Origin of the sequence: Eikenella sp. NML99-0057 (assembly GCF_001648535.1) — a bacterium.
Taxonomy (GTDB): Bacteria; Pseudomonadota; Gammaproteobacteria; order Burkholderiales; family Neisseriaceae; genus Eikenella; species Eikenella exigua.
The window spans coordinates 306,759-325,143 of the sequence record NZ_LXST01000001.1 but is presented as its reverse complement, the minus strand read 5'-3'; the positions used below and the strand labels follow the sequence as shown (position 1 = coordinate 325,143).

General features: G+C 56.4%; 20 protein-coding genes. 8 read left to right on the top strand and 12 right to left on the bottom strand.

Annotation, left to right across the window (positions count from 1 at the left end; translation table 11 throughout):
- Positions 1–110: 110 nt before the first annotated feature.
- Positions 111–1,616: an SEL1-like repeat protein gene (locus tag A7Q03_RS01635; RefSeq protein ID WP_067446762.1), complete on the bottom strand. Its 1,506-nt coding sequence runs from the start codon at positions 1,614–1,616 to the stop codon at positions 111–113.
- A gap of 555 nt (positions 1,617–2,171) precedes the next feature.
- Between A7Q03_RS01635 and A7Q03_RS01630 the strand changes: the two genes are divergently transcribed.
- Positions 2,172–3,017 (top strand): 23S rRNA (adenine(2030)-N(6))-methyltransferase RlmJ, encoded by an 846-nt coding sequence (locus tag A7Q03_RS01630; protein WP_067447356.1) that lies wholly within the window; start codon positions 2,172–2,174, stop codon positions 3,015–3,017.
- Positions 3,018–3,240: 223 nt separating this feature from the next.
- Here A7Q03_RS01630 and A7Q03_RS01625 read toward each other — a convergent pair whose 3' ends face one another.
- Positions 3,241–3,813, bottom strand: a complete 573-nt coding sequence (locus A7Q03_RS01625; RefSeq protein ID WP_153705454.1) for a hypothetical protein — start codon at positions 3,811–3,813, stop codon at positions 3,241–3,243.
- 12 nt (positions 3,814–3,825) lie between these two features.
- On the opposite strand from A7Q03_RS01625, the gene A7Q03_RS10515 reads away from it, so the two are divergent.
- A complete protein-coding gene (locus A7Q03_RS10515) occupies positions 3,826–4,074 on the top strand; it encodes an alternative ribosome-rescue factor A (RefSeq protein ID WP_067446758.1) in 249 nt (82 codons plus the stop codon).
- Positions 4,075–4,319: 245 nt separating this feature from the next.
- Here the strand turns inward: A7Q03_RS10515 and A7Q03_RS10510 are convergent, their stop codons facing one another.
- Both A7Q03_RS10510 and A7Q03_RS01610 read right to left on the bottom strand, forming a co-directional pair.
- A complete protein-coding gene (locus tag A7Q03_RS10510) occupies positions 4,320–4,625 on the bottom strand; it encodes a hypothetical protein (protein ID WP_231863695.1) in 306 nt (101 codons plus the stop codon).
- A gap of 88 nt (positions 4,626–4,713) precedes the next feature.
- Positions 4,714–6,339 carry an ABC-F family ATPase gene (locus A7Q03_RS01610; protein WP_067447354.1) on the bottom strand — a complete coding sequence of 542 codons (1,626 nt, stop codon included), beginning with the start codon at positions 6,337–6,339 and terminating at the stop codon, positions 4,714–4,716.
- A 274-nt stretch (positions 6,340–6,613) separates the two neighbouring features.
- Between A7Q03_RS01610 and A7Q03_RS01605 the strand changes: the two genes are divergently transcribed.
- The 4 genes from A7Q03_RS01605 to A7Q03_RS01590 all read left to right on the top strand — a co-directional run bounded on the left by A7Q03_RS01605 (position 6,614) and on the right by A7Q03_RS01590 (position 9,060).
- Positions 6,614–7,189 carry a peptidylprolyl isomerase gene (locus A7Q03_RS01605; RefSeq protein WP_067447352.1) on the top strand — a complete coding sequence of 192 codons (576 nt, stop codon included), beginning with the start codon at positions 6,614–6,616 and terminating at the stop codon, positions 7,187–7,189.
- An 87-nt stretch (positions 7,190–7,276) separates the two neighbouring features.
- On the top strand, positions 7,277–7,768 hold the full coding sequence (locus A7Q03_RS01600) for a peptidylprolyl isomerase (protein WP_067446756.1): 492 nt from the start codon (positions 7,277–7,279) through the stop codon (positions 7,766–7,768).
- Between the two features lie 77 nt (positions 7,769–7,845).
- On the top strand, positions 7,846–8,079 hold the full coding sequence (locus tag A7Q03_RS01595; RefSeq protein WP_067446754.1) for a zinc-ribbon domain-containing protein: 234 nt from the start codon (positions 7,846–7,848) through the stop codon (positions 8,077–8,079).
- A gap of 6 nt (positions 8,080–8,085) precedes the next feature.
- Positions 8,086–9,060 (top strand): glycosyl transferase family 90, encoded by a 975-nt coding sequence (locus A7Q03_RS01590; RefSeq protein ID WP_067446752.1) that lies wholly within the window; start codon positions 8,086–8,088, stop codon positions 9,058–9,060.
- Positions 9,061–9,165: 105 nt separating this feature from the next.
- Here the strand turns inward: A7Q03_RS01590 and A7Q03_RS01585 are convergent, their stop codons facing one another.
- Together A7Q03_RS01585 and nagZ are read right to left on the bottom strand one after the other, a co-directional pair.
- A complete protein-coding gene (locus A7Q03_RS01585) occupies positions 9,166–9,528 on the bottom strand; it encodes a DUF2185 domain-containing protein (RefSeq protein WP_067446751.1) in 363 nt (120 codons plus the stop codon).
- 11 nt (positions 9,529–9,539) lie between these two features.
- The gene (gene nagZ, locus A7Q03_RS01580; protein ID WP_067447350.1) at positions 9,540–10,625 is read right to left on the bottom strand and encodes a beta-N-acetylhexosaminidase; all 1,086 of its coding nucleotides are present in this window, start codon (positions 10,623–10,625) and stop codon (positions 9,540–9,542) included.
- A 162-nt stretch (positions 10,626–10,787) separates the two neighbouring features.
- On the opposite strand from nagZ, the gene A7Q03_RS01575 reads away from it, so the two are divergent.
- Together A7Q03_RS01575 and A7Q03_RS01570 are read left to right on the top strand one after the other, a co-directional pair.
- Complete coding sequence (locus A7Q03_RS01575; protein WP_067446749.1) at positions 10,788–11,570, top strand: FKBP-type peptidyl-prolyl cis-trans isomerase; 783 nt, start codon at positions 10,788–10,790, stop codon at positions 11,568–11,570.
- Positions 11,571–11,743: 173 nt separating this feature from the next.
- The gene (locus tag A7Q03_RS01570; protein WP_067446747.1) at positions 11,744–12,691 is read left to right on the top strand and encodes an asparaginase; all 948 of its coding nucleotides are present in this window, start codon (positions 11,744–11,746) and stop codon (positions 12,689–12,691) included.
- Positions 12,692–12,765: 74 nt separating this feature from the next.
- Here the strand turns inward: A7Q03_RS01570 and tehA are convergent, their stop codons facing one another.
- From tehA to A7Q03_RS01540, 6 genes are all read right to left on the bottom strand, one after another.
- On the bottom strand, positions 12,766–13,710 hold the full coding sequence (gene tehA, locus A7Q03_RS01565; RefSeq protein WP_067446745.1) for a dicarboxylate transporter/tellurite-resistance protein TehA: 945 nt from the start codon (positions 13,708–13,710) through the stop codon (positions 12,766–12,768).
- A gap of 212 nt (positions 13,711–13,922) precedes the next feature.
- Entirely contained in the window at positions 13,923–15,341 is a 1,419-nt protein-coding gene (gene glnA, locus A7Q03_RS01560; RefSeq protein WP_067446743.1) for a type I glutamate--ammonia ligase, read from the bottom strand.
- Positions 15,342–15,699: 358 nt separating this feature from the next.
- Positions 15,700–16,440 (bottom strand): pseudouridine synthase, encoded by a 741-nt coding sequence (locus A7Q03_RS01555; RefSeq protein ID WP_067446742.1) that lies wholly within the window; start codon positions 16,438–16,440, stop codon positions 15,700–15,702.
- Positions 16,441–16,514: 74 nt separating this feature from the next.
- Positions 16,515–17,087 carry a DUF1287 domain-containing protein gene (locus A7Q03_RS01550; protein WP_231863708.1) on the bottom strand — a complete coding sequence of 191 codons (573 nt, stop codon included), beginning with the start codon at positions 17,085–17,087 and terminating at the stop codon, positions 16,515–16,517.
- A 258-nt stretch (positions 17,088–17,345) separates the two neighbouring features.
- Positions 17,346–18,125, bottom strand: a complete 780-nt coding sequence (kdsB, locus tag A7Q03_RS01545; RefSeq protein WP_067446738.1) for a 3-deoxy-manno-octulosonate cytidylyltransferase — start codon at positions 18,123–18,125, stop codon at positions 17,346–17,348.
- Positions 18,122–18,304 carry a Trm112 family protein gene (locus A7Q03_RS01540; protein ID WP_067439304.1) on the bottom strand — a complete coding sequence of 61 codons (183 nt, stop codon included), beginning with the start codon at positions 18,302–18,304 and terminating at the stop codon, positions 18,122–18,124. The genes kdsB and A7Q03_RS01540 overlap by 4 nt, the downstream gene beginning before the upstream one ends.
- Positions 18,305–18,385: the final 81 nt, after the last annotated feature.

The window sequence follows — 18,385 nt, the reverse complement described above, 5'->3', positions numbered from 1 at the left end:
CTGCGGCGAAATATTTTAAGGCAGGCGTTGCGTTTCGCCATCACTGCATATAAAGGCTACCTGAAAAACCGTTTGCCATTTTTCAGGTAGCCTTTTGATTTCAGGCAGCCCTAAGCCAATTCTTCCTGCCATTGCTCCAAGAGCTTCTGCCACTCGCCTTCGTTCTTATGGCCTTGGGCGATGGCGGCCTTGAGGTGGGAAATCGCTTCACCGGCGTTGGCGCGCACACCCCAGCCGTGGTAGTAGAGGCAGGCGAGGTTGTAGTGCGCCACGGGATCGTGCCGGAGGGCGGCTTTTTTAAACCAAGCAGCGGCTTTTTCGTAGTCTTTGCCCACAAATTCGCCAAGGAAAAACATCATGCCGAGATTGGTTTGCGCACGCGGCAGGCCGTATTCAGCGGCGGCTTTATAGAGCGAGAAAGCTTGGCCGATGTCTTGTGTGGCACCATTGAGGCCGAAATGGCAAACGAAGGCTTGCCGGTAGTGCTCTTCGGCCAACTGTTCTTCCGGGTCGGGCAAGTGGCACACTGGATCGGACGCACGGCGCTGGGGTTTCACCGGCTCGGCCAGCTTTTCTTTGGCTTCTTCATGCCCGTTGAGCACAGCCTGTTCATACCATTGCCGCGCCAGTTTGTCGTCTTTAGATACGCCCAAGCCGTAGCGGTACACATCGCCCATTTGATACATAGCATCAGCATTGCCCAAGCGCACAGCTTGCTCCAAGCAGCGCACGGCGGCATCGAAGTTTTGCTGGATGCCCTGCCCGGTGAGCAGCTGTTTGGCCAGCAGGTTCAACGCTTCCGAGTCGTTGGCGTTGGCAGCTTGGATAATCCATTGTACGGCGGCTTTGGGGTCGGCAGCACAACCGATACCATTGAGCCGCATGTGCCCGGCCTTGCTTTGGGCAGCCACCACGCCTTTGGCGGCTACACGTTCATACCAATGCAAGGCTTTGGCTTTGTCCATGCCGCCGAAGCGGCCGGTTTCATACAGGCGGGCAAGCTGCCATTGCGCATCGCCGTAGTCGTGTTCGGCGGCGCGTTTGAGCCAGCTGATGCCTTGGCGCACATCGGTTTTGGTGCCCAATCCGTGCAGGAGGGCATAGGCCATATGATATTGTGCCTGCGGTTCACCCAGCGCAGCGGCATGGGAGGCCCAGGCGAAGGCTTTTTGGTGCTGGCCGTGGGCGGCCGCATTTTCCATCAGCCACACGATAGCCGGCGGGAATTTTTGCGCAGCCAGATGCTGCATCACTTGGCTAGCGGCCAATACGTCTTGCTGCATGCCTTCGCCGTTGGCCTGCATCAAAGCCAGGCTGTAGGCGGCTTTCAGGTAGCCTGAAGCGGCAGCACGCTCCAGCCAATATAGTGCAGTAGCATGGTTTTGCGGCACATTTTGGCCTTGGCGGTTCCACTCGCCCAGCTCGTATTGCGCCTGCTGGTGCCCCATTTCGGCGGCTTGGAGCATATCGGCCACGGCTTTTTCGCGGGTGTCTTCTGCTTCCAGCAGCTGTTGGGCGCGGCGGTAGTAGGCTTCAGCATCAGGCAGATTATCCTGCCCCGTCCGATTTGTTTTCACAAGCTTAACGGCTTTGCGCCCGAGTGCAAATTTAATCATTCGTTCCAACCGTATTTAAATCTTTCTTTTGGCGGCTATTGCGGCCAGGCCGCATGCTGCCCCTCCCTAGTTAAGGCCGGTTGGCAAGGGCTATTCCCCTGCCCGCTAACTGTTCTGTTGCACGGCATCTTGTTAATATGCAGACATTTTAGCATGCCGGCATACCCTGTGGCAGCCCGTTTAAGCTATTTGAGGCTACCTGAAAAGCCGGAACACACCGATAATTTGCTAACGGAGCCTCTTTTACGCATAAATTGCCAAACTTTCGGGCTATGAATTGTCGTTCATTTGATTTTGGTCAATATTTCTCCCAGCCATTATCTTTATAATCCCTCCAAGTTGAAAGGATTTAGTGCCCGGCTGGCAAGCAAAGCCGGTTGGTTGAAATAGAGATGCTCCTGTTTCTTGCAACATTGGATTCATTTTCCTCTTGATGTGTGTGTGTTTAGGTGTGGCCAACTGCCACACCTTTTTTTATCTGCAATATTCAGCCAAAGTAGCGAAAGCCGCCCTACCCGCTATAAAATGCCGCCTTTTCCAACTCAGCGCCATCTCATGCTCAGCTACCGCCACGCCTTCCATGCCGGCAACCATGCCGACATATTCAAACATTTTATCCTGTTTCTCACTCTCAGCTACTTCAACCGCAAAGACAAGCCCTATTGGTATATCGACACCCACAGCGGAGCCGGCTTATATCGCCTGACAGACGATGCCGCACAAAAAACCAGCGAACACCAACAAGGCATCAGTCGCCTGCCCGCCGCGCCCGCCCTGCCTGCCGAGCTGGAACAATTCCGCCAACACCTGAGCCATATCCTGCCTGCGCCCGATTTCTATTGCGGCTCGCCCCGCCTTGCCCAAAGCCTGCTGCGCGACAGCGACAAAATGCGCCTGTTTGAACTGCACCCCGCCGACTTCGCCCTGCTGCAGGAAAACACCCGCGCCGACCACCGCATCATCGCCAAACAAAGCGACGGCTACCAAGGCCTGATTTCCCTCCTGCCGCCCCCGACACGCCGCGCCCTGATCCTCATCGACCCGCCCTACGAACAAAAACAAGACTACCGCCAAGTCGTCAAAACCCTGCAGGCCGCCCTGCGCCGCTTCGCCACCGGCTGCTATTTGCTGTGGTATCCCTGCCTTTCGCGCGAAGAAAGCCGCCAACTTCCCGCTGAACTGCGCAAACTGCCCATTACCCATTGGCTGCAAGCCGAACTTCATGCCCATGCCCCGCGCAGCGACGGCTTCGGCATGCACGGCAGCGGCATGTTCGTTATCAACCCGCCCTACCTGCTGGCCGAACAGCTCGCCGCCAACCTGCCCGCCCTCGCCGAACTCTTGGCGCAAGACCGAGGCGCAAGATTTGTGCTGGAGCAAAAAAAGCGCTTAAGCATTTAAGTTTTCAGGTAGCCCTTTCCATGCAAAGGCTACCTGAAAAATACCACACCACGCCAAACCGGCAATCAATACACTAATTTGCCATACAGCTGCCCCGGCCGGCAGCGGTTTCTGATTTCCTCCGCCAATTCCAAAGCATTCCCCGCGCTGTTAAGCCACACCTGGTTTCCGGCTGCAGACGACGGCTTAATCCGATTTAAATTCAAACTGAGCGTTTGCGGCACTACGCCGGCCTGTTCCGGCATGCGGTATTGCAATAACAATTTGCTGGGAAAATTCCGCCCCACAAATTCACAAATTGCAACCATTCATAAGCCACAAAACCTTCGCCCGCACCCGATAAACAATAACGGATACCCTCTTCCTCCAAACGCACAAATTCGCGTGGCCCGGTACGTTTGCCATGCCACTGCCACCACACCAGCCTGCATACCGCCACTGCAATCAGCAGCAATATACCCAGGTGCAATACTGTTATTCGATATTGCCCAGACAGCAAAGCTATCTGGGCAAGAATAGTGAGCAAAGCCGCGGCACCAAATACAGTAGCCCATCCATTCAACAAACCTCTGCCAAACTCCCACTCCCGTATCTCTTTGCGACAGGAAAGATAATCATGATTTTCCATCGTTTTATTTCCTGAAAAAGCTATCTGAAAATACCATAAAGCAATAATGCAAAACCTTGCAGCATCATCTCTCCTTTGTTTGGCAACATCAATTTTCAGGCAGCCTGCTCCCTCTTGCCCCATCCTAACCGGCAGGCTACAATCCGCGCCCGTTTTAATACAAAACAAAAGGAAAGCCCTATGGCACACCAACTCAATAAAGGCAAAATCCGCGATAATGCACTCAAAGCGCTGGTACGTTCCAATCTGTTCCGGCACAAAACGGAACGTAAAAAGAAAGGCAAAGGCAGCTACAACAGGCAGGCAGCCAAAAAATGGCGGGACGGTTTTGAACAACCGTCCCGTTTCATTTGCACTATGCATAACCAAAGTGCTGCATACAGCCTTGACTGGCCTGTATGGAAAATATTTCAGCTACAGGCTACCTGAAAACTGCTTTACCGATTTTCAGGTAGCCTCATGCTTGGGCAGATTCCAAGCCTGCGCTATGGTTTGTTCCCAAACAATACCCCATAACCGAATGCAAGCAACAACAACACTACTATCAGCCAAGTAAGAGGCGATTCATTCAGCTCCTTGTAACGCAGCCCGATTGCCTTACAAGCCCGATAGCGCAGGAAAAACGGCAAAAGAGCGTAGACAAGCATCACACCCACCGCCAGCCAAAATAGGATTTACCCCGCCAGCGGCGACAATGAATCCAACACACCCACCATCCAAACAAACAAGGCAAGCAGAGCGGGAATCCCGAGTGTGTACGCCCATATCCGCCGAGCCTGACCCCAATGCACCGGCTGCTTGATAATTTGATAATTCGTGCCGGAGAGCATGGTCGGTTCCACCAACAAAATCCGTGCGCTATACAGCGGAATCAGCAGTATCCATAAAGCCACAATCCATGCCGTGGTGATGTAAGTGCCGTCCGGCTCGTAATCGCATTCGCCAACAAATGTGGTGCCAAACCCATTGAGTGTAAACATACTTTCCCTTTCTTACTTATATTTTTATTTGAACCATCTGCAAAAGGCTACCTGAAAATTGATTTCTCTTTCAGGTAGCCTTTTGGGGTTACACCAAGCCTTTCTTGGCTAAGTAACCTTCGTAATCGCCCAGATAATATTCATAGCCGCCTTTGCCGTCGAGCTCGATAATCTGCGTGGCGAGCGAGGATACAAACTGGCGGTCGTGCGACACGAAAATCAGCGTGCCTTTGTATTTTTCCAGCGCCATGTTCAGCGATTCGATGCTTTCCATGTCCATGTGGTTGGTCGGTTCGTCCATAATCAGCACGTTGGGGCGCAGCAGCAGCAGTTTGCCGTAGAGCATGCGGCCTTTTTCGCCGCCGGAGAGCACTTTCACTTTTTTCACCACGTCGTTGCTGCCGAACAGCAGGCGGCCGAGCGTGCCGCGAATCACTTGTTCGTCGTCGCCTTCCTGCCCCCATTGGCGCATCCATTCTGTCAGGTCCATGTCCACGTCGAAGTCGTTTTCGTGGTCTTGCGGGTAGTAGCCGACGGTGGCTTTTTCCGCCCATTTGATGCAGCCTGCATCGGGTTTGACATCGGAAAGTTTTTCGTCAAACGCGCCGGCCAAGAGTTTCAGCAGGGTGGATTTACCCGCGCCGTTCGGACCGATGATGGCGAGGCGTTGCCCTGCTTCCAAAATATAAGACAATTTTTCAAACAGGGTTTTGTCGAACGATTTGGCCAGGTTTTCCACTTCTACGGCTTGGCGGTGCAGCTTGTTTTTCTCGTCCGTTTCAAAACGGATATACGGGTTTTGGCGGGTGGAGGGTTTCACTTCCACTATTTCGGCTTTGATTTTGTCGGCCTGTTTCAAGCGGCTGGTCGCTTGGCGGGCTTTGGATTTATTAGCAGAGAAGCGTGCCACAAATTCTTGCAGTTCCTGCAATTTTTCTTTGGCTTTGGCGTTGTCTTTCAGCGCACGCTCGCGGGATTGGGCGCTGGCCAGCATATAGTCGTCGTAATTGCCGGGATAAACGGTGATGGTGTTGTAGTCCAAATCCGCCATGTGGGTGCAGACTTCGTTCAGGAAGTGGCGGTCGTGGCTGATGATAATCATGGTGGAATCGTATTGGTTCAGCACGCCTTCCAGCCAGCGGATAGTGTTGATGTCCAAGTTGTTGGTCGGCTCGTCCAACAGCAACACGTCGGGTTTGGAGAACAGGGCTTGCGCCAGCAGCACGCGCAGCTTGAAGCCCGGGGCAACTTCCGCCATGGTGGCGTTGTGCAGTTCTTCGGCAATGCCTACGCCGCTCAATAATTCGGCGGCGCGCGCTTCGGCGGTATAGCCGTCGTATTCGGCGAACTTGGCTTCCAGTTCGGCCGCGTGCATATAGTCTTCTTCGGTGGCTTCGGGGTTGGCGTAAATCGCGTCGCGTTCGGTCATCGCCGCCCACATTTCGGTGTGCCCCATCAGCACCACGTCCAGCACGCGCATGTCTTCGTAGGCAAACTGGTCTTGGCGCAGCTTGCCCAAACGCACGCCGTGTTCAATCGCCACTTCGCCGCTGGTCTGCTCCAAATCGCCGCCCAAAATCTTCATGAAGGTGGATTTGCCCGAACCGTTCGCGCCGATGAGGCCGTAGCGGTTGCCTTCGCCGAATTTGACGGAGACGTTTTCAAACAGCGGCTTCGCGCCAAACTGCATGGTGATGCCGGAAGTGGAAATCATGGGTGTGCCTTTGCGGAAAATTAGAATGTAAAAAGCGGGCGATTTTAACACAATCAATGAGTTCTGTATTGCAAACAACTCTCCCCACCATAACCGGCATTCTATGGCAGTGAAAGCCTTTCTTTCTTCTTGCCAGGCGAGGGCTGCAAACAGCATGAGCAATACCGCAACGCCAGCTAACGCGGCCGGCAGAAATACTTTAGCCATGCTTGCAAAATTTTCAGGTAGCCTTTACCCTAACGCCTTTATTCATTTCCATATCTTAACCAATATCATGAACAAACCGTTCCGCACACTCATCCTGGCCGCCACACTCGGCTGCTCCGCCCTCGCCGCCCATGCCGAAACCCGCGTGTTGCTTGAAACCAGCCAAGGCAATATTGAGCTTTCCTTGGATGAAACCCGCGCACCGAAAACCGTGGAAAACTTCCTCGCCTACGCCTGCAGCGGCTTTTACAACGGCACCATCTTCCACCGAGTAATCCCCGGCTTCATGATTCAAGGCGGCGGCCTCACCGCCCAAATGGCCGAAAAAGCCCCCATACGTCGCGCCCTCGATAACGAAGCCGCCAACGGCCTGAAAAACAACCGCTACACCATCGCCATGGCGCGCACTGCCCAGCCGCACTCCGCCACCAGCCAGTTTTTCATCAACCTGAAAGACAACGAATTCCTCAACCATACCGCCCCCACTGCACGTGGCTATGGCTATGCCGTGTTCGGCAAAGTAACCGCCGGGCAGGAAGTGGTGGACAAAATCGCCGGTATTCCCACCGGCACAGTGGATATGTATCAAGACGTGCCGCGCACGCCCATCGTTATCCGCCAAGTGCGCGTTCTTTCGCAATAATCCCAACATAAAAAGGCTACCTGAAACCCCAAACTGTTTTTCAGGTAACCTCTTCCCTTTCCTCCAACCCATTACAGGACGGCAAACATGATCAAACTCCATACCAACTTCGGCACTATCGGCATCGAGCTCGACCACGAAAAAGCCCCCGAAACCGCTGCCAACTTCGAACAATACGTGAAAGACAGCTTCTACGACGGCCTTATTTTCCACCGCGTGATCAAAGGTTTCATGATTCAGGGCGGAGGCATGGACGAAAACATGCAGGAAAAGCCCTCCCGCGCCCCGATTAAAAATGAAGCACAAAACGGCCTGAAAAACAATAAATACACCCTCGCCATGGCGCGTACCCAGGCCCCGCACAGTGCCTCCTCTCAATTCTTTATCAATACCAAAGACAACGACTTCCTCAACCACACCTCCCCCAGCCTGCACGGCTGGGGCTACGCCGTATTCGGCAAAGTGGTGGAAGGCCAAGATGTAGTTGATGCTATCGAAGGTGTTGCCACCAAACGCCACGGCTACCACGACGATGTGCCGGTTGAGCCCGTAGTGATCACCAAAGCCGAAATCGTATAAGCCAAACCAGCCGAGCCGGCCGCAACGTGCTGGCTCGGCTTTCACACATAACCATATAAGTACAAAGAGAAATCGCCATGATCTTCATCTGGGGCAGTAAAGGCTATTTTGACGACCTCGGCGAAAGCTGCCTCTGCGGCAACTGCAACAACCGCGTTAATCTACACATCACCAATGCCTACACCAAATTCACCTTCTTCTTCATCCCCCTATTCCGCATAGAATCAAAATACTACCTCACCTGCCTCGTTTACTCCCACGGCTGGAAGCTCAAACGCCAGGAAGCCAAACAACTGATACAACCCTGCTAAACCGCCATGCCCATCGATCTCGGCATCTACCACCGCCGCCTGCACAAACTCGCCTACTACACCCGCCACAGCCCATTCGGCCTGTTGCCACACCGCTTACTCGCCAAATCCATCGAGCCCGTATTGGCCGAGTTTGCCCGCCTCCCCAGCGAAACCCAGCAGCAAATCCGGCAGCGCGTGGACTACTGCAACCGGCAAAACCAGCCGTTTACCCTTTCAGCTAGCCTCACCCCGGTAGGCCAAGCCGGCAACTTCAAACGCGGCAGCCACACCTCCGCCTACTACTACGACCTCGCCACCCTCCTGCGCTACTTCCCGGCAGAAGCCCGCTTCGCCTACGAATTCGGCGATGTCACCCACATCTCCGCCCAGCCCGCCTTCGTGAAAAGCCGCCCTATCCGGAGCGACAACCAATACTCCGTTTTACTCAAGCTCGACAGCGTGCGCCATTTCTACATCTACCCCGACCGCACCCCATTTGCCGCCAAACGCAACCAACTCGTCTGGCGCGGCGCCGCCTTCCAAGAACAACGCCTGCACTTCTTGCGCCAATACCACAACCACCCTCTGTGCGACGTCGGCTGCGTACACAAACAATCCATCGGCCAGCCCTACCACCGCAGCTTCATGAGCGTAGGCCAACAGCTGCAATACAAATACATCCTCAGCATCGAAGGCAACGACGTCGCCACCAACCTCAAATGGATACTCGCCTCCCGCTCCCTCTGTTTCATGACCCCCCCCGCCTACGAAACCTGGCTGCTGGAGGGCCTGCTACAGCCTGAAGTCCACTACGTCCACCTCCAGCCCGACTACAGCGATTTCGAAGAAAAACTCGCCTTCTACCAACAACACCCCGATGCCGCCGAACGCATCATCCGCAACGCCAACGCCTATATGCAGCCCTTCTTCAATAGCAGGCAAGAACTGATCACCAGCCTGTTGGTGATGCAGAAATATTTTGAATTGGCCACAAGCTAATTGATCAGCCTGGTTTGCCCGGCCACAACAAAAGGCTACCTGAAAATCAAAAAACCACTTCAAGTAGCCTCTATACCGCCCGCCATCACAATGATGACACTAAGCTCACTCCTGCGGAATCTCCCAATCGCTCACCGCCACAAAATCCGGCTGGTGTAAATCCTGCTCAAACACCGAGCCGGTGGAGCTGTGCAGCAATTTGGCGATCGCCGGCTGGTAGTTAGCCATGCGTTGCAGGCTGTAGAGGTGGAAGTTGGCCGCATTTTCGGCATAATCATCGTCTTCAAAACTGGAAAACATCCGCCAGCCGCTATCGGGCGGGAAGGCCGAATCAGGCTCTTCCCGATACAGGAAACGGATCGGCATGCCTTCTTTGGCAACCTGGTCGGAAACGATGGCATAGCCCTGCGGCACGTCTTTTACCAGCAGCTCTTCTTCCGGCAGGCTGAAAATTTTCGGGTTTAACATAGGTATCCTCCTTAAAACGCCTCGCCCACTTTCACCCCGCCGGCCAAATCTTGCGGCGAGGAAAGTGCGGCGGTGAAGGCTTGGGCGGCTTGGAATTCGGGCTGCTGCATTACTGCGGCGTAATCACTTGGTGTGCCGCGCCCAGCCATGTATTGCCAGCGGTCGGCTAATTGCGGGTTTTCAGGTAGCCTGAAGCCTTCGAGCAGTTCGTCTACCCAATCGGGGCGGTTGCACACCAACACGATATCGCAACCGGCCGCGAAAGATTGCGCTGCCCGCTCGCGGATGCCGCCGGCCATGCTGGCGCCTTCCATGGTGAGGTCGTCGGAAAAAATCACGCCGTTGAAGCCCAAATCCTGGCGCAAAATTTGCTTCAACCAGATGCTCGAAAAACCGGCAGGTTGTTTGTCTACCTGCGGGTACACCACATGCGCGGGCATCACGGCGGCCATGCCTTCGGCAGCCAAAGCACGGAAAGGCTGAATATCTGCCTCCATCAGTTCGGCCAGGCTGCGCGGGTCTTCTGGCAACACATGGTGGCTGTCGCCGACAACAAAGCCGTGGCCGGGGAAGTGTTTGCCGCAGCTTTGCATGCCGCCACGGTTGAGCCCGCGTTGCAGCGCCAGTGCCAGCGTGGTAACGGTGTCGGCTTGGCAGTGGAAACTGCGGTTACCGATCACGGCGCACTGCCCCCAATCCAAATCCAACACCGGCGTAAACGATAAGTCCACCCCGCAAGCGCGCAATTCTGTCGCCAACACCCAACCCACCTGTTCCGCCGCCGCTTCTGCCGCTGCTTGGCCTTGCTTTTCCCAAATGCCGCCCAGCGTGCTCATGGCCGGTAGGCGGGTGAAGCCTTCGATAAAGCGCTGCACGCGCCCGCCCTCATGATCCACGGCAATCACCAACTCCGGCGTACGCAAAGCCTTGATTTCGGCACACAAAGCCTGAAGCTGGCTGCGGTTTTGGTAATTGCGGCGAAACAAAATCACGCCACCCACGGCGGGGTGCAGCAGGCGTTGTTTTTCTTCCTCGCTCAGGCGGTGGGCGGCAACATCGGCCATAATCGGGCCGCGCGGCAGGCAAACGGGTTGCATAACAAATCTTTCAGTGTATTCGGTAGAAAGGCGGGATTTCATCACTTCCGCCGCGAAAAAACAAGCCGAGGCCTTTTAATTCAGGTAAAACCGATTGAAACAGCACGGCGGAAATGATGTAATGCCCGCTGTTGTTTCTTTTCATTCACATTAGGGAGTTTTATGCAAACCAACACATTCCGCACCTGCCTGCTGGCCGCCGCCGTGGTATTCGCCCTGGCCGCCTGTAACCAACAGCCCACTTCCAGCAACGCCTCTGCTCCGACCTCATCAGCCCCTGCCGCCGCTTCAGCTGCCTCCGGCCCCGCTGCCGCTTCAGGCCCTGCCGCTGCCTCCGACGTATTGGCCGGCATGACCGATCAGCAAAAAGCCAGCTACCTCATCGGCTACCTCCAAGGCCAACAGCTGGGCGACGCCAACACCATCTTGGATTTCGACCAAGCTACCCTGATTAAAGGCCTGCAGGCCGGTATGGCCAGCCAGCCGCTGCCTGTAAGCGATGAAGAAGCCAACAACATCCTGCAGCAATACCACACTGCCCAGATGGGCAAACTGGCCACCCGCCAGCAGGAAGAAGGCAAAGCCTTCCTCGAAGCCAACAAAGCCAAAGAAGGCGTGAAAACTACGCCCTCCGGCCTGCAATACAGCGTGAAAACCGAAGGCACCGGCAAACAGCCCACTGCCAAGAGCACTGTAACCGTACACTACGAAGGCAGATTGCTCGACGGTACCGTGTTCGACAGCTCCATCAAGCGCGGCGAACCGGCCACCTTCAAACTTGACGGCGTGATCAAAGGCTGGACCGAAGGCCTGCAGCTGATGAAAGAAGGCGGCGAATACACCCTCTACATCCCCGCCGAACTCGCTTACGGCGACAAAGGCAACCCCAGCATTCCGCCCAACTCCGTGCTGGTATTCGATGTTAAACTGATTAAAGTTCAGTAACTCCATCAGCTAACTAAAAGGCTACCTGAAAAGCAAAAAACTTTTCAGGTAGCCTTTAATCCATTCCCTCAATCACACCAAGGCTACCTGAAAAAGAAACTCCAATCCCCCTACCCCAACTTTTCAGCTAGCCCCTATAATCCCATATCCCATTTCCAGTAAAACATCCCGCCATGCAAAAAATCTTCGTCCTCTACACCGGCGGCACCATTGGTATGAAGCCCAGCCCCACCGGCCTTGTGCCCGATGCCGAGCTCGCCGAACAAGCCCTGCAGCCCTATGCCGAACACGCCGTTTTTCACTGGCACATCTGCCAGCCCCTGATCGACAGCTCCAACATCACCCCACAACATTGGGCAGAATGGCTCGCCATCCTGCAAACCGCCCTGCCCGAGCACGACGGCATCCTCATCTTACACGGCACCGACACCCTCGCCTACACCGCAAATTTCCTCGCCCTTGCACTCGACAGCGGCGGCAAACCCATCGTCCTCACCGGCGCGCAAAAGCCCTACCACGCCGCCAACAGCGATGCCCCGGCCAACCTCCACACCGCCATTGCCGCCCTGCAAAATCCCCAACTGCACGGCACCGTTATCGCCTTCGGCGGCCAGCTCTATCCCGCTATCGGCAGCAGTAAATGCAGCACCGAGCTCGACCAAGGCTTCGACAACGCCCACTTCAACACCTGGCAGCCAAACACCCCGCCCCGCCGCCTCAGCGGCCTGCCCACCCGTTTCAACCCCGCCGCCCGTGTGTGCAGCCACCTGCTCACCCCCGGCAGCAGCCCCGAGCAAATCGCCCACAGCCTGCGCCACTTCCCCCAAGAAGCCTCCATCCTGCTTTCCTACGGCCAAGGCCACGCCCCCGCCAGCCCCGAATTGCTCGCCGCCGTGCAACACTTCAGCCAAAACGGCGGCCTGTTACTCAACATCAGCCAAGCTCACCACGGCCGCACCGGCACCGCCTACGCCCAAGGCAACGCCCTGCGCCAGGCCGGCGCGGTGGGCGGCGGCAAATGCAATATCGAAACCGCCACCGCCCTCATGACCCTCGCTGCCAGCAACCACTGGACGGCCGACCAGCTGCAACGGGCTTTAGCGCAATTGGATTTGCTCTGATACCTTCCTCTGCTACAAAAAGACTACCTGAAACCGTATAAACCGTTTTCAGGTAGCCTTTAACCTTTAGCAGCCTAACGCACCAAAAACCGCCCCTGCCACACCAAATACAACGTTCCCGCCAACAACAGTGCTACCCCAGCCGAGCCACTTACCGCCAGCACCGTGCCCAGCCACACCAACCTGCCCGCCTCCAGCAGATGCAACCCGCAGCCGCACATGGCCGCCAAGCCGAACGAGAAGCCCCACCAGCTCATGCTAAACCCGCCCTCGGCAAACCAGCCCAGCAGGCGCAGCAACAGCAGAAACTGCAAACAGCCGTATCCCATCAAGGCCAGCGCAAAAATGTCGATTGCGCCGCCGTTCACCGCAAAATACGCCCCACAGCCCACAAAGGCCGGTGCAAGCTGGATGCCCACTATCCCGCGCACTTGCGGTGCAACCGCCACCGCCGTGCGCAGCCTGCCTAAAATCGCCGCCTCCAGGCTAAACCAAGACAGCAGCCCCGCACCGAAAAACAACACCGCATAATCATGCCTCCCCAGCACATCTAGCGCCGTGGCACTCACGAAATTAGCGGCCACCGTAGGCAGATAAATCACCGGCGTAGTGGCTGCCAAGCTGTGCAGCCCGCGCCACAGCCCGGCAGCACGATACATGGCAAACGCCAGCTGCCCAGAAATGCCGGCATACACCAGCACGCGTGCCGCCCCGGCGGCATACGGCAGTCCAGCAATGCCTGCCAAGGTGGTGGTAATCGGAATGGCACTGAGAAAACAGCATTGCACCAAATCAGTTAAGTCGCTTAAAAAATCATCGCGATAAGCCAATATCTTGCAAACGTAAGCCGCCACCAGCACCAACCACACCACAAACGCCGCTGCCAGCAGCCATTCACTCGGCCAAGCCGGCATCAGGCCTGCCGCTGCGCCATAGCGCCACGACAAACCCAACGCGAATAGGCCGATGGTGGTGCTGAAATAACTGAGCGGAATCGGAAATTTGCGGCGTGCGCCCATGATGTGTTCCTTATTGCTTGGATAATTTAAAACAGGTGGCATCATACTGGCATTCCTCTGCTCCAAACTATCCGATTTTGCTCAATCTGCCGCCATTTTGTCTCGTGCAATCATGGGACAAAGGCTACCTGAACCTGCGAAAGGCAGCAGCCAGGGCAAACATTCGGTATAAAAAAGCCACCTGATTGTTCAGGTAGCCTTTTCATTCTGCCTTACAGCGAGTAATACATTTCAAATTCCAGCGGGTGCGGCGCCATGCGGATGCGGCGCACGTCTTCTTCTTTGAAGGCGATGTAGCTGTTGATCCAGTCTTGGCTGAACACGCCGCCGCGCAGGAGGAATTCGTGGTCGGCTTTGAGGGCGAACAAGGCTTCTTCCAAAGAGGCACACACGGTCGGCACCAATACATCCTCTTCCGGCGGCAGGTCGTAGAGGTTTTTGTCGGCCGGATCACCGGGATGGATTTTGTTTTGGATACCATCCAGCCCAGCCATCAACAGCGCGGCGAACATCAAATAGGGGTTCGCGGTAGGATCCGGGAAACGCACTTCAACGCGGCGGGCTTTCACGCTGTGCACGGTGGGAATGCGGATGGAAGCGGAGCGGTTTTTGGCGGAATAAGCCAGCTTGGTGGGCGCTTCAAAATGCGGCACGAGACGTTTGTAGGAGTTGGTGGAGGGGTTGGCGATGGCATTCAGCGCTTTGGCGTGCTTGATGATGCCGCCGATATAGTAAAGGGCGGTGTCGCTCAAGCCGGCATAGCCGTCGCCGGCGAAGAGGTTTTGGCCGTTTTTCCAAATGGATTGATGCACGTGCATACCGCTGCCGTTGTCGCCCATCAAAGGTTTGGGCATGAAGGTGGCGGTTTTGCCGAAGTTGTGCGCCACGTTGTGGATCACGTATTTCATGTCTTGGGTTTGGTCAGCACGGTGTACCAAGGTACTGAATTTAGTACCGATTTCCATCTGGCTGCCGGTGCCCACTTCGCCATGGTGCACTTCCACTTCAATGCCGATTTCCTGCAAGGTATTGACCATGGCGGAGCGCAAATCCTGCCCGGCATCCACCGGCGCAACGGGGGCGTAGCCACCTTTCACCATCGGGCGGTGGCCAGTATTTTGGCCGTCCAAATGCAGGCCGCTCGACCACGCGGCGCTTTCGGAGCTGATTTCGAAGCGGGCTTTGTGCATATGGGTTTCAAACTCAATGCCATCGAACACGAAAAATTCAGGCTCGGGGCCGAAATAGGCCGTATCGCCCACGCCGCTGGCTTTCAAATAGGCTTCGGCTCGGCGGGCGATGGAGCGCGGGTCGCGGTCGTAGCCCTGGCCGCTGGCCGGGTCGATCACGTCGCAAGTGAGCACCACAGTGGCATCGTCGTAGAAGGGGTCGATGAAGGCAGTGGCCAGATCGGGGCGCAGCAACATATCGGAGGCCTGAACGCCCTTCCAGCCACCGATAGACGAACCATCGAACGGATGGCCGTTTTCAAACCATTCTTCCGGATCGTCCAGCACCACTGCGGCAGGCACGGTGAAATGGTGCTGTTTGCCTTTAGTGTCGGTGAATCGCAAATCAACGAAACGGACATCGTTCTCTTCAATCATGCGAACTACATTGCTGATGGACATGGTGGCACTCCTTAAAATATACAGAAATAAAATCAAGCAGGCATTTTGCCATAGCCGTCGCCCGGGCGTATAGCTTTGATTGCAGTTTTTCTCAAACCAACTGCAGGAACAAGCGAAGAACACGGCATACACGTTACCTGAAATCACAACACCTGTCCAAAATGAATACACTAAAGGCTACCTGAAACTCCAACTTCGCAAAAACTCTGCCGTGCCGTATTTTCAGGTAGCCTTTAGCATATTCATAGTGGATTAAAATAAGAATGAGACAAGGCGGCGAGCCGCGGACACAGTATAGGTAGTACAGCTAGGCGAGACAACACTGTAGCATTCTTATTTTAATCTGCTATCTTCCCAATCAAAACCGCTCGTGCGGCGCCAGATAGCGCCACTGCCCCGGCGGCAGTGCACCGAGTTTCACCCTGCCGATGCGGATGCGCTTGAGCCCCACCACGCGCAGCCCCACCAGCTCGCACATACGGCGGATTTGGCGTTTTTTGCCCTGTTTCAGCACAAAGCGCAGCTGGTCTTGGTTTTGCCACGACACCTTGGCCGGCCGCAACGCTTCACCGTCCAGCTTCAGGCCGTGGTTCAGCAGGCGCAGGCCTTCTTCGGAAAGTTTGCCCTTCACGCGCACCAGGTATTCTTTTTCCACACCGCTGTTTTCACCGATCAGGCTTTTGGCCACGCGTCCATCTTGCGTGAGCACCAGCAGCCCGACCGAGTCGATATCCAGCCGGCCGGCGGGAGCGAGGCCGTGGCGATGTGCCGCTTTAAACTTTTGCGGGCTGCGGTCTTCCGGCCAATGGTTGGCTTCGGTAATCAGCTCGGCGGCGCTGCGGTAGCCTTTTTCGGCCTGCCCGCTCACGAAGCCCACCGGCTTGTGCAGCAGGATGGTCACCCGCCCGGCCTGTTCTTCGTGCGCAGCGCGGTGCAGCTCGATGCGGTCGTCCGCGCCCACCTTTTGGCCGAGCACGGCTTTCTCGCCGTTCACGCTCACCCAGCCGCGCTCGATATAGGCATCGGCTTCGCGGCGCGAACAGAGGCCGAGCTCGGCCATGCGTTTGGAAAGGCGGACGGTGTTGTCGGGTGTGGTCATATTCGTTTCTTTGTTAGACAGATTTTGATTTCAGGTAGCCTGCTTGGCATGAGAAGGCTACCTAAAAAACAGCATCAGGCTTGGCCGCACCGCCACTTCACGGCGCCATATTGGGCGGGCTGCCTGAAATGGCCGACGATTTCGTGGCGGAACAGGATGTCCTCTTCACGCGTGCCTGCGCCGATATTGTGGATAATCAGCGGTGTATCACCCTGTTTGCGGTCGGATACGATGCCGATGTGCGGCAGCCCGCTGCCCGCCAGCCGCCAAGTAACGATGTCGCCCGCACGGTATCCGTCTTGCGCCGCCCAGCCGTGCCGCGCGAAATAAACCTCCAGATTCGGCACGCGGCGGTGGTCGATATTCGGGTCGGGGCGTTTTAGCCCCCAGCGGTTCGGGTAGGCGGAAAAATTCGCTTTCATGTCTTGGTGAACCAGCTGCTGCAAGTCTATGCCCTGCTGCCGCAGTGCGCGAATCACCACATCGGTGCACACTCCTTTTGCTATCGGCACATCGCCCATCGGATAATCTAGCGCAGTATAGGCGGGGTCATAGCGCACGGTTTGGCCGATTTGGCTGCGGGCGGCGCGGACGATGGGCGGCGCCTTATCCGCGTTGCCGACCTGTGCCGATGCGGGCGGCGGCATGGTTTCAGGCAGCCGAACAGCTTTGGCGCGGGCAGCGGGATTTTGCGGCGGGCGGGTGGTGTTCGCAAAATAAGCGGCAGAGAGGGCAACAGCAATCAGGAGAGCGGAGAAACCAACGCGGCGGAGCAAACGCATAACTCAACTCCTTAAAATCGGTCGTTCAAGGCGAAGGCAAGCCGTTTCGGGGAACAGGCTACCTGAAAGCGAAGCTTCAGCGAAATCAAAATTATAGGCTTTGCTCGGCCGGGCGATTTGTTTTCAGGTAGCCTCTTCGGGATGCCGGGCAAACCAATCGCGCACGCGCTGTAAATCTTCGGCGGTGTCCACCCCGGCGGCGGGGGCGTTGTCGCACACGGTTACAGCGATTTTGCCGCCGTGCCACAACACGCGCAGCTGCTCGAGCGATTCGATACCCTCCAGCGGCGAGGGCGGCAGGCCGACGTATTGGTGCAAAAAACCCACGCGGTAGGCATATAGGCCGATGTGGCGCAACGGGGCAAAGCCTTCGGGCAGCACGGCTTGCGTTTCGGCGAAGGCATCGCGCGGCCAGGCGATGGGGGCGCGGCTGAAATAGAGGGCGTTGCGCCGCTGGTCGAGCACCACTTTCACGCAGTTGGGGTTGAGAAACTCGGCCGCGTCGGCAATCGGGTGGGCGGCGGTGGCCATTTGCGCACTGCTGCTGCCGAGCAATTCGGCGGTGCGGTTGATGAGGGCGGGATCAATCAGCGGCTCGTCGCCCTGCACGTTTACGGCGATGTCGCTATCGGCCATGCCCAGCAGCAGTGCGGCTTCGGCCAGGCGGGCGGTGCCGCTGGTGTGCTGTTTGCCGGTGAGCACGGCTTCAATGCCGTATTCGGAGCAGGCGGTGGCAATGGCGGTGTGGTCGGTGGCCACGACGATGCGCTGCGCCTCGCTCAGCTTGGCGCGCTCGGCCACGCGCACCACCATGGGTTTGCCGGCAATATCGGCCAAGGCTTTTTCAGGTAGCCTGCTGGAGGCCAGGCGGGCGGGGATGATAACGGTAAACGGGGTGCTCATGCGCGCAGCTCTTCTTCGGTGAGGGGGCGGGCTTCGTTTTCCAGCATGATGGGAATGCCGTCGCGGATGGGGAAGGCCAGCTTGGCTTGGCGGCTCCACAATTCTTGGCGGCCGGCATGGTATTCGAGTGCGCCTTTGGTGAGCGGGCAAACGAGGAGGTCGAGGTATTTTTTGTCCATGGTTTGGGGTCTCCTGTGTTGTTTTGGTTGAAGCTTAGGTTTTGGCTTCGCAGAAATTCCGCTTGCTGCGGCAACTTCGTT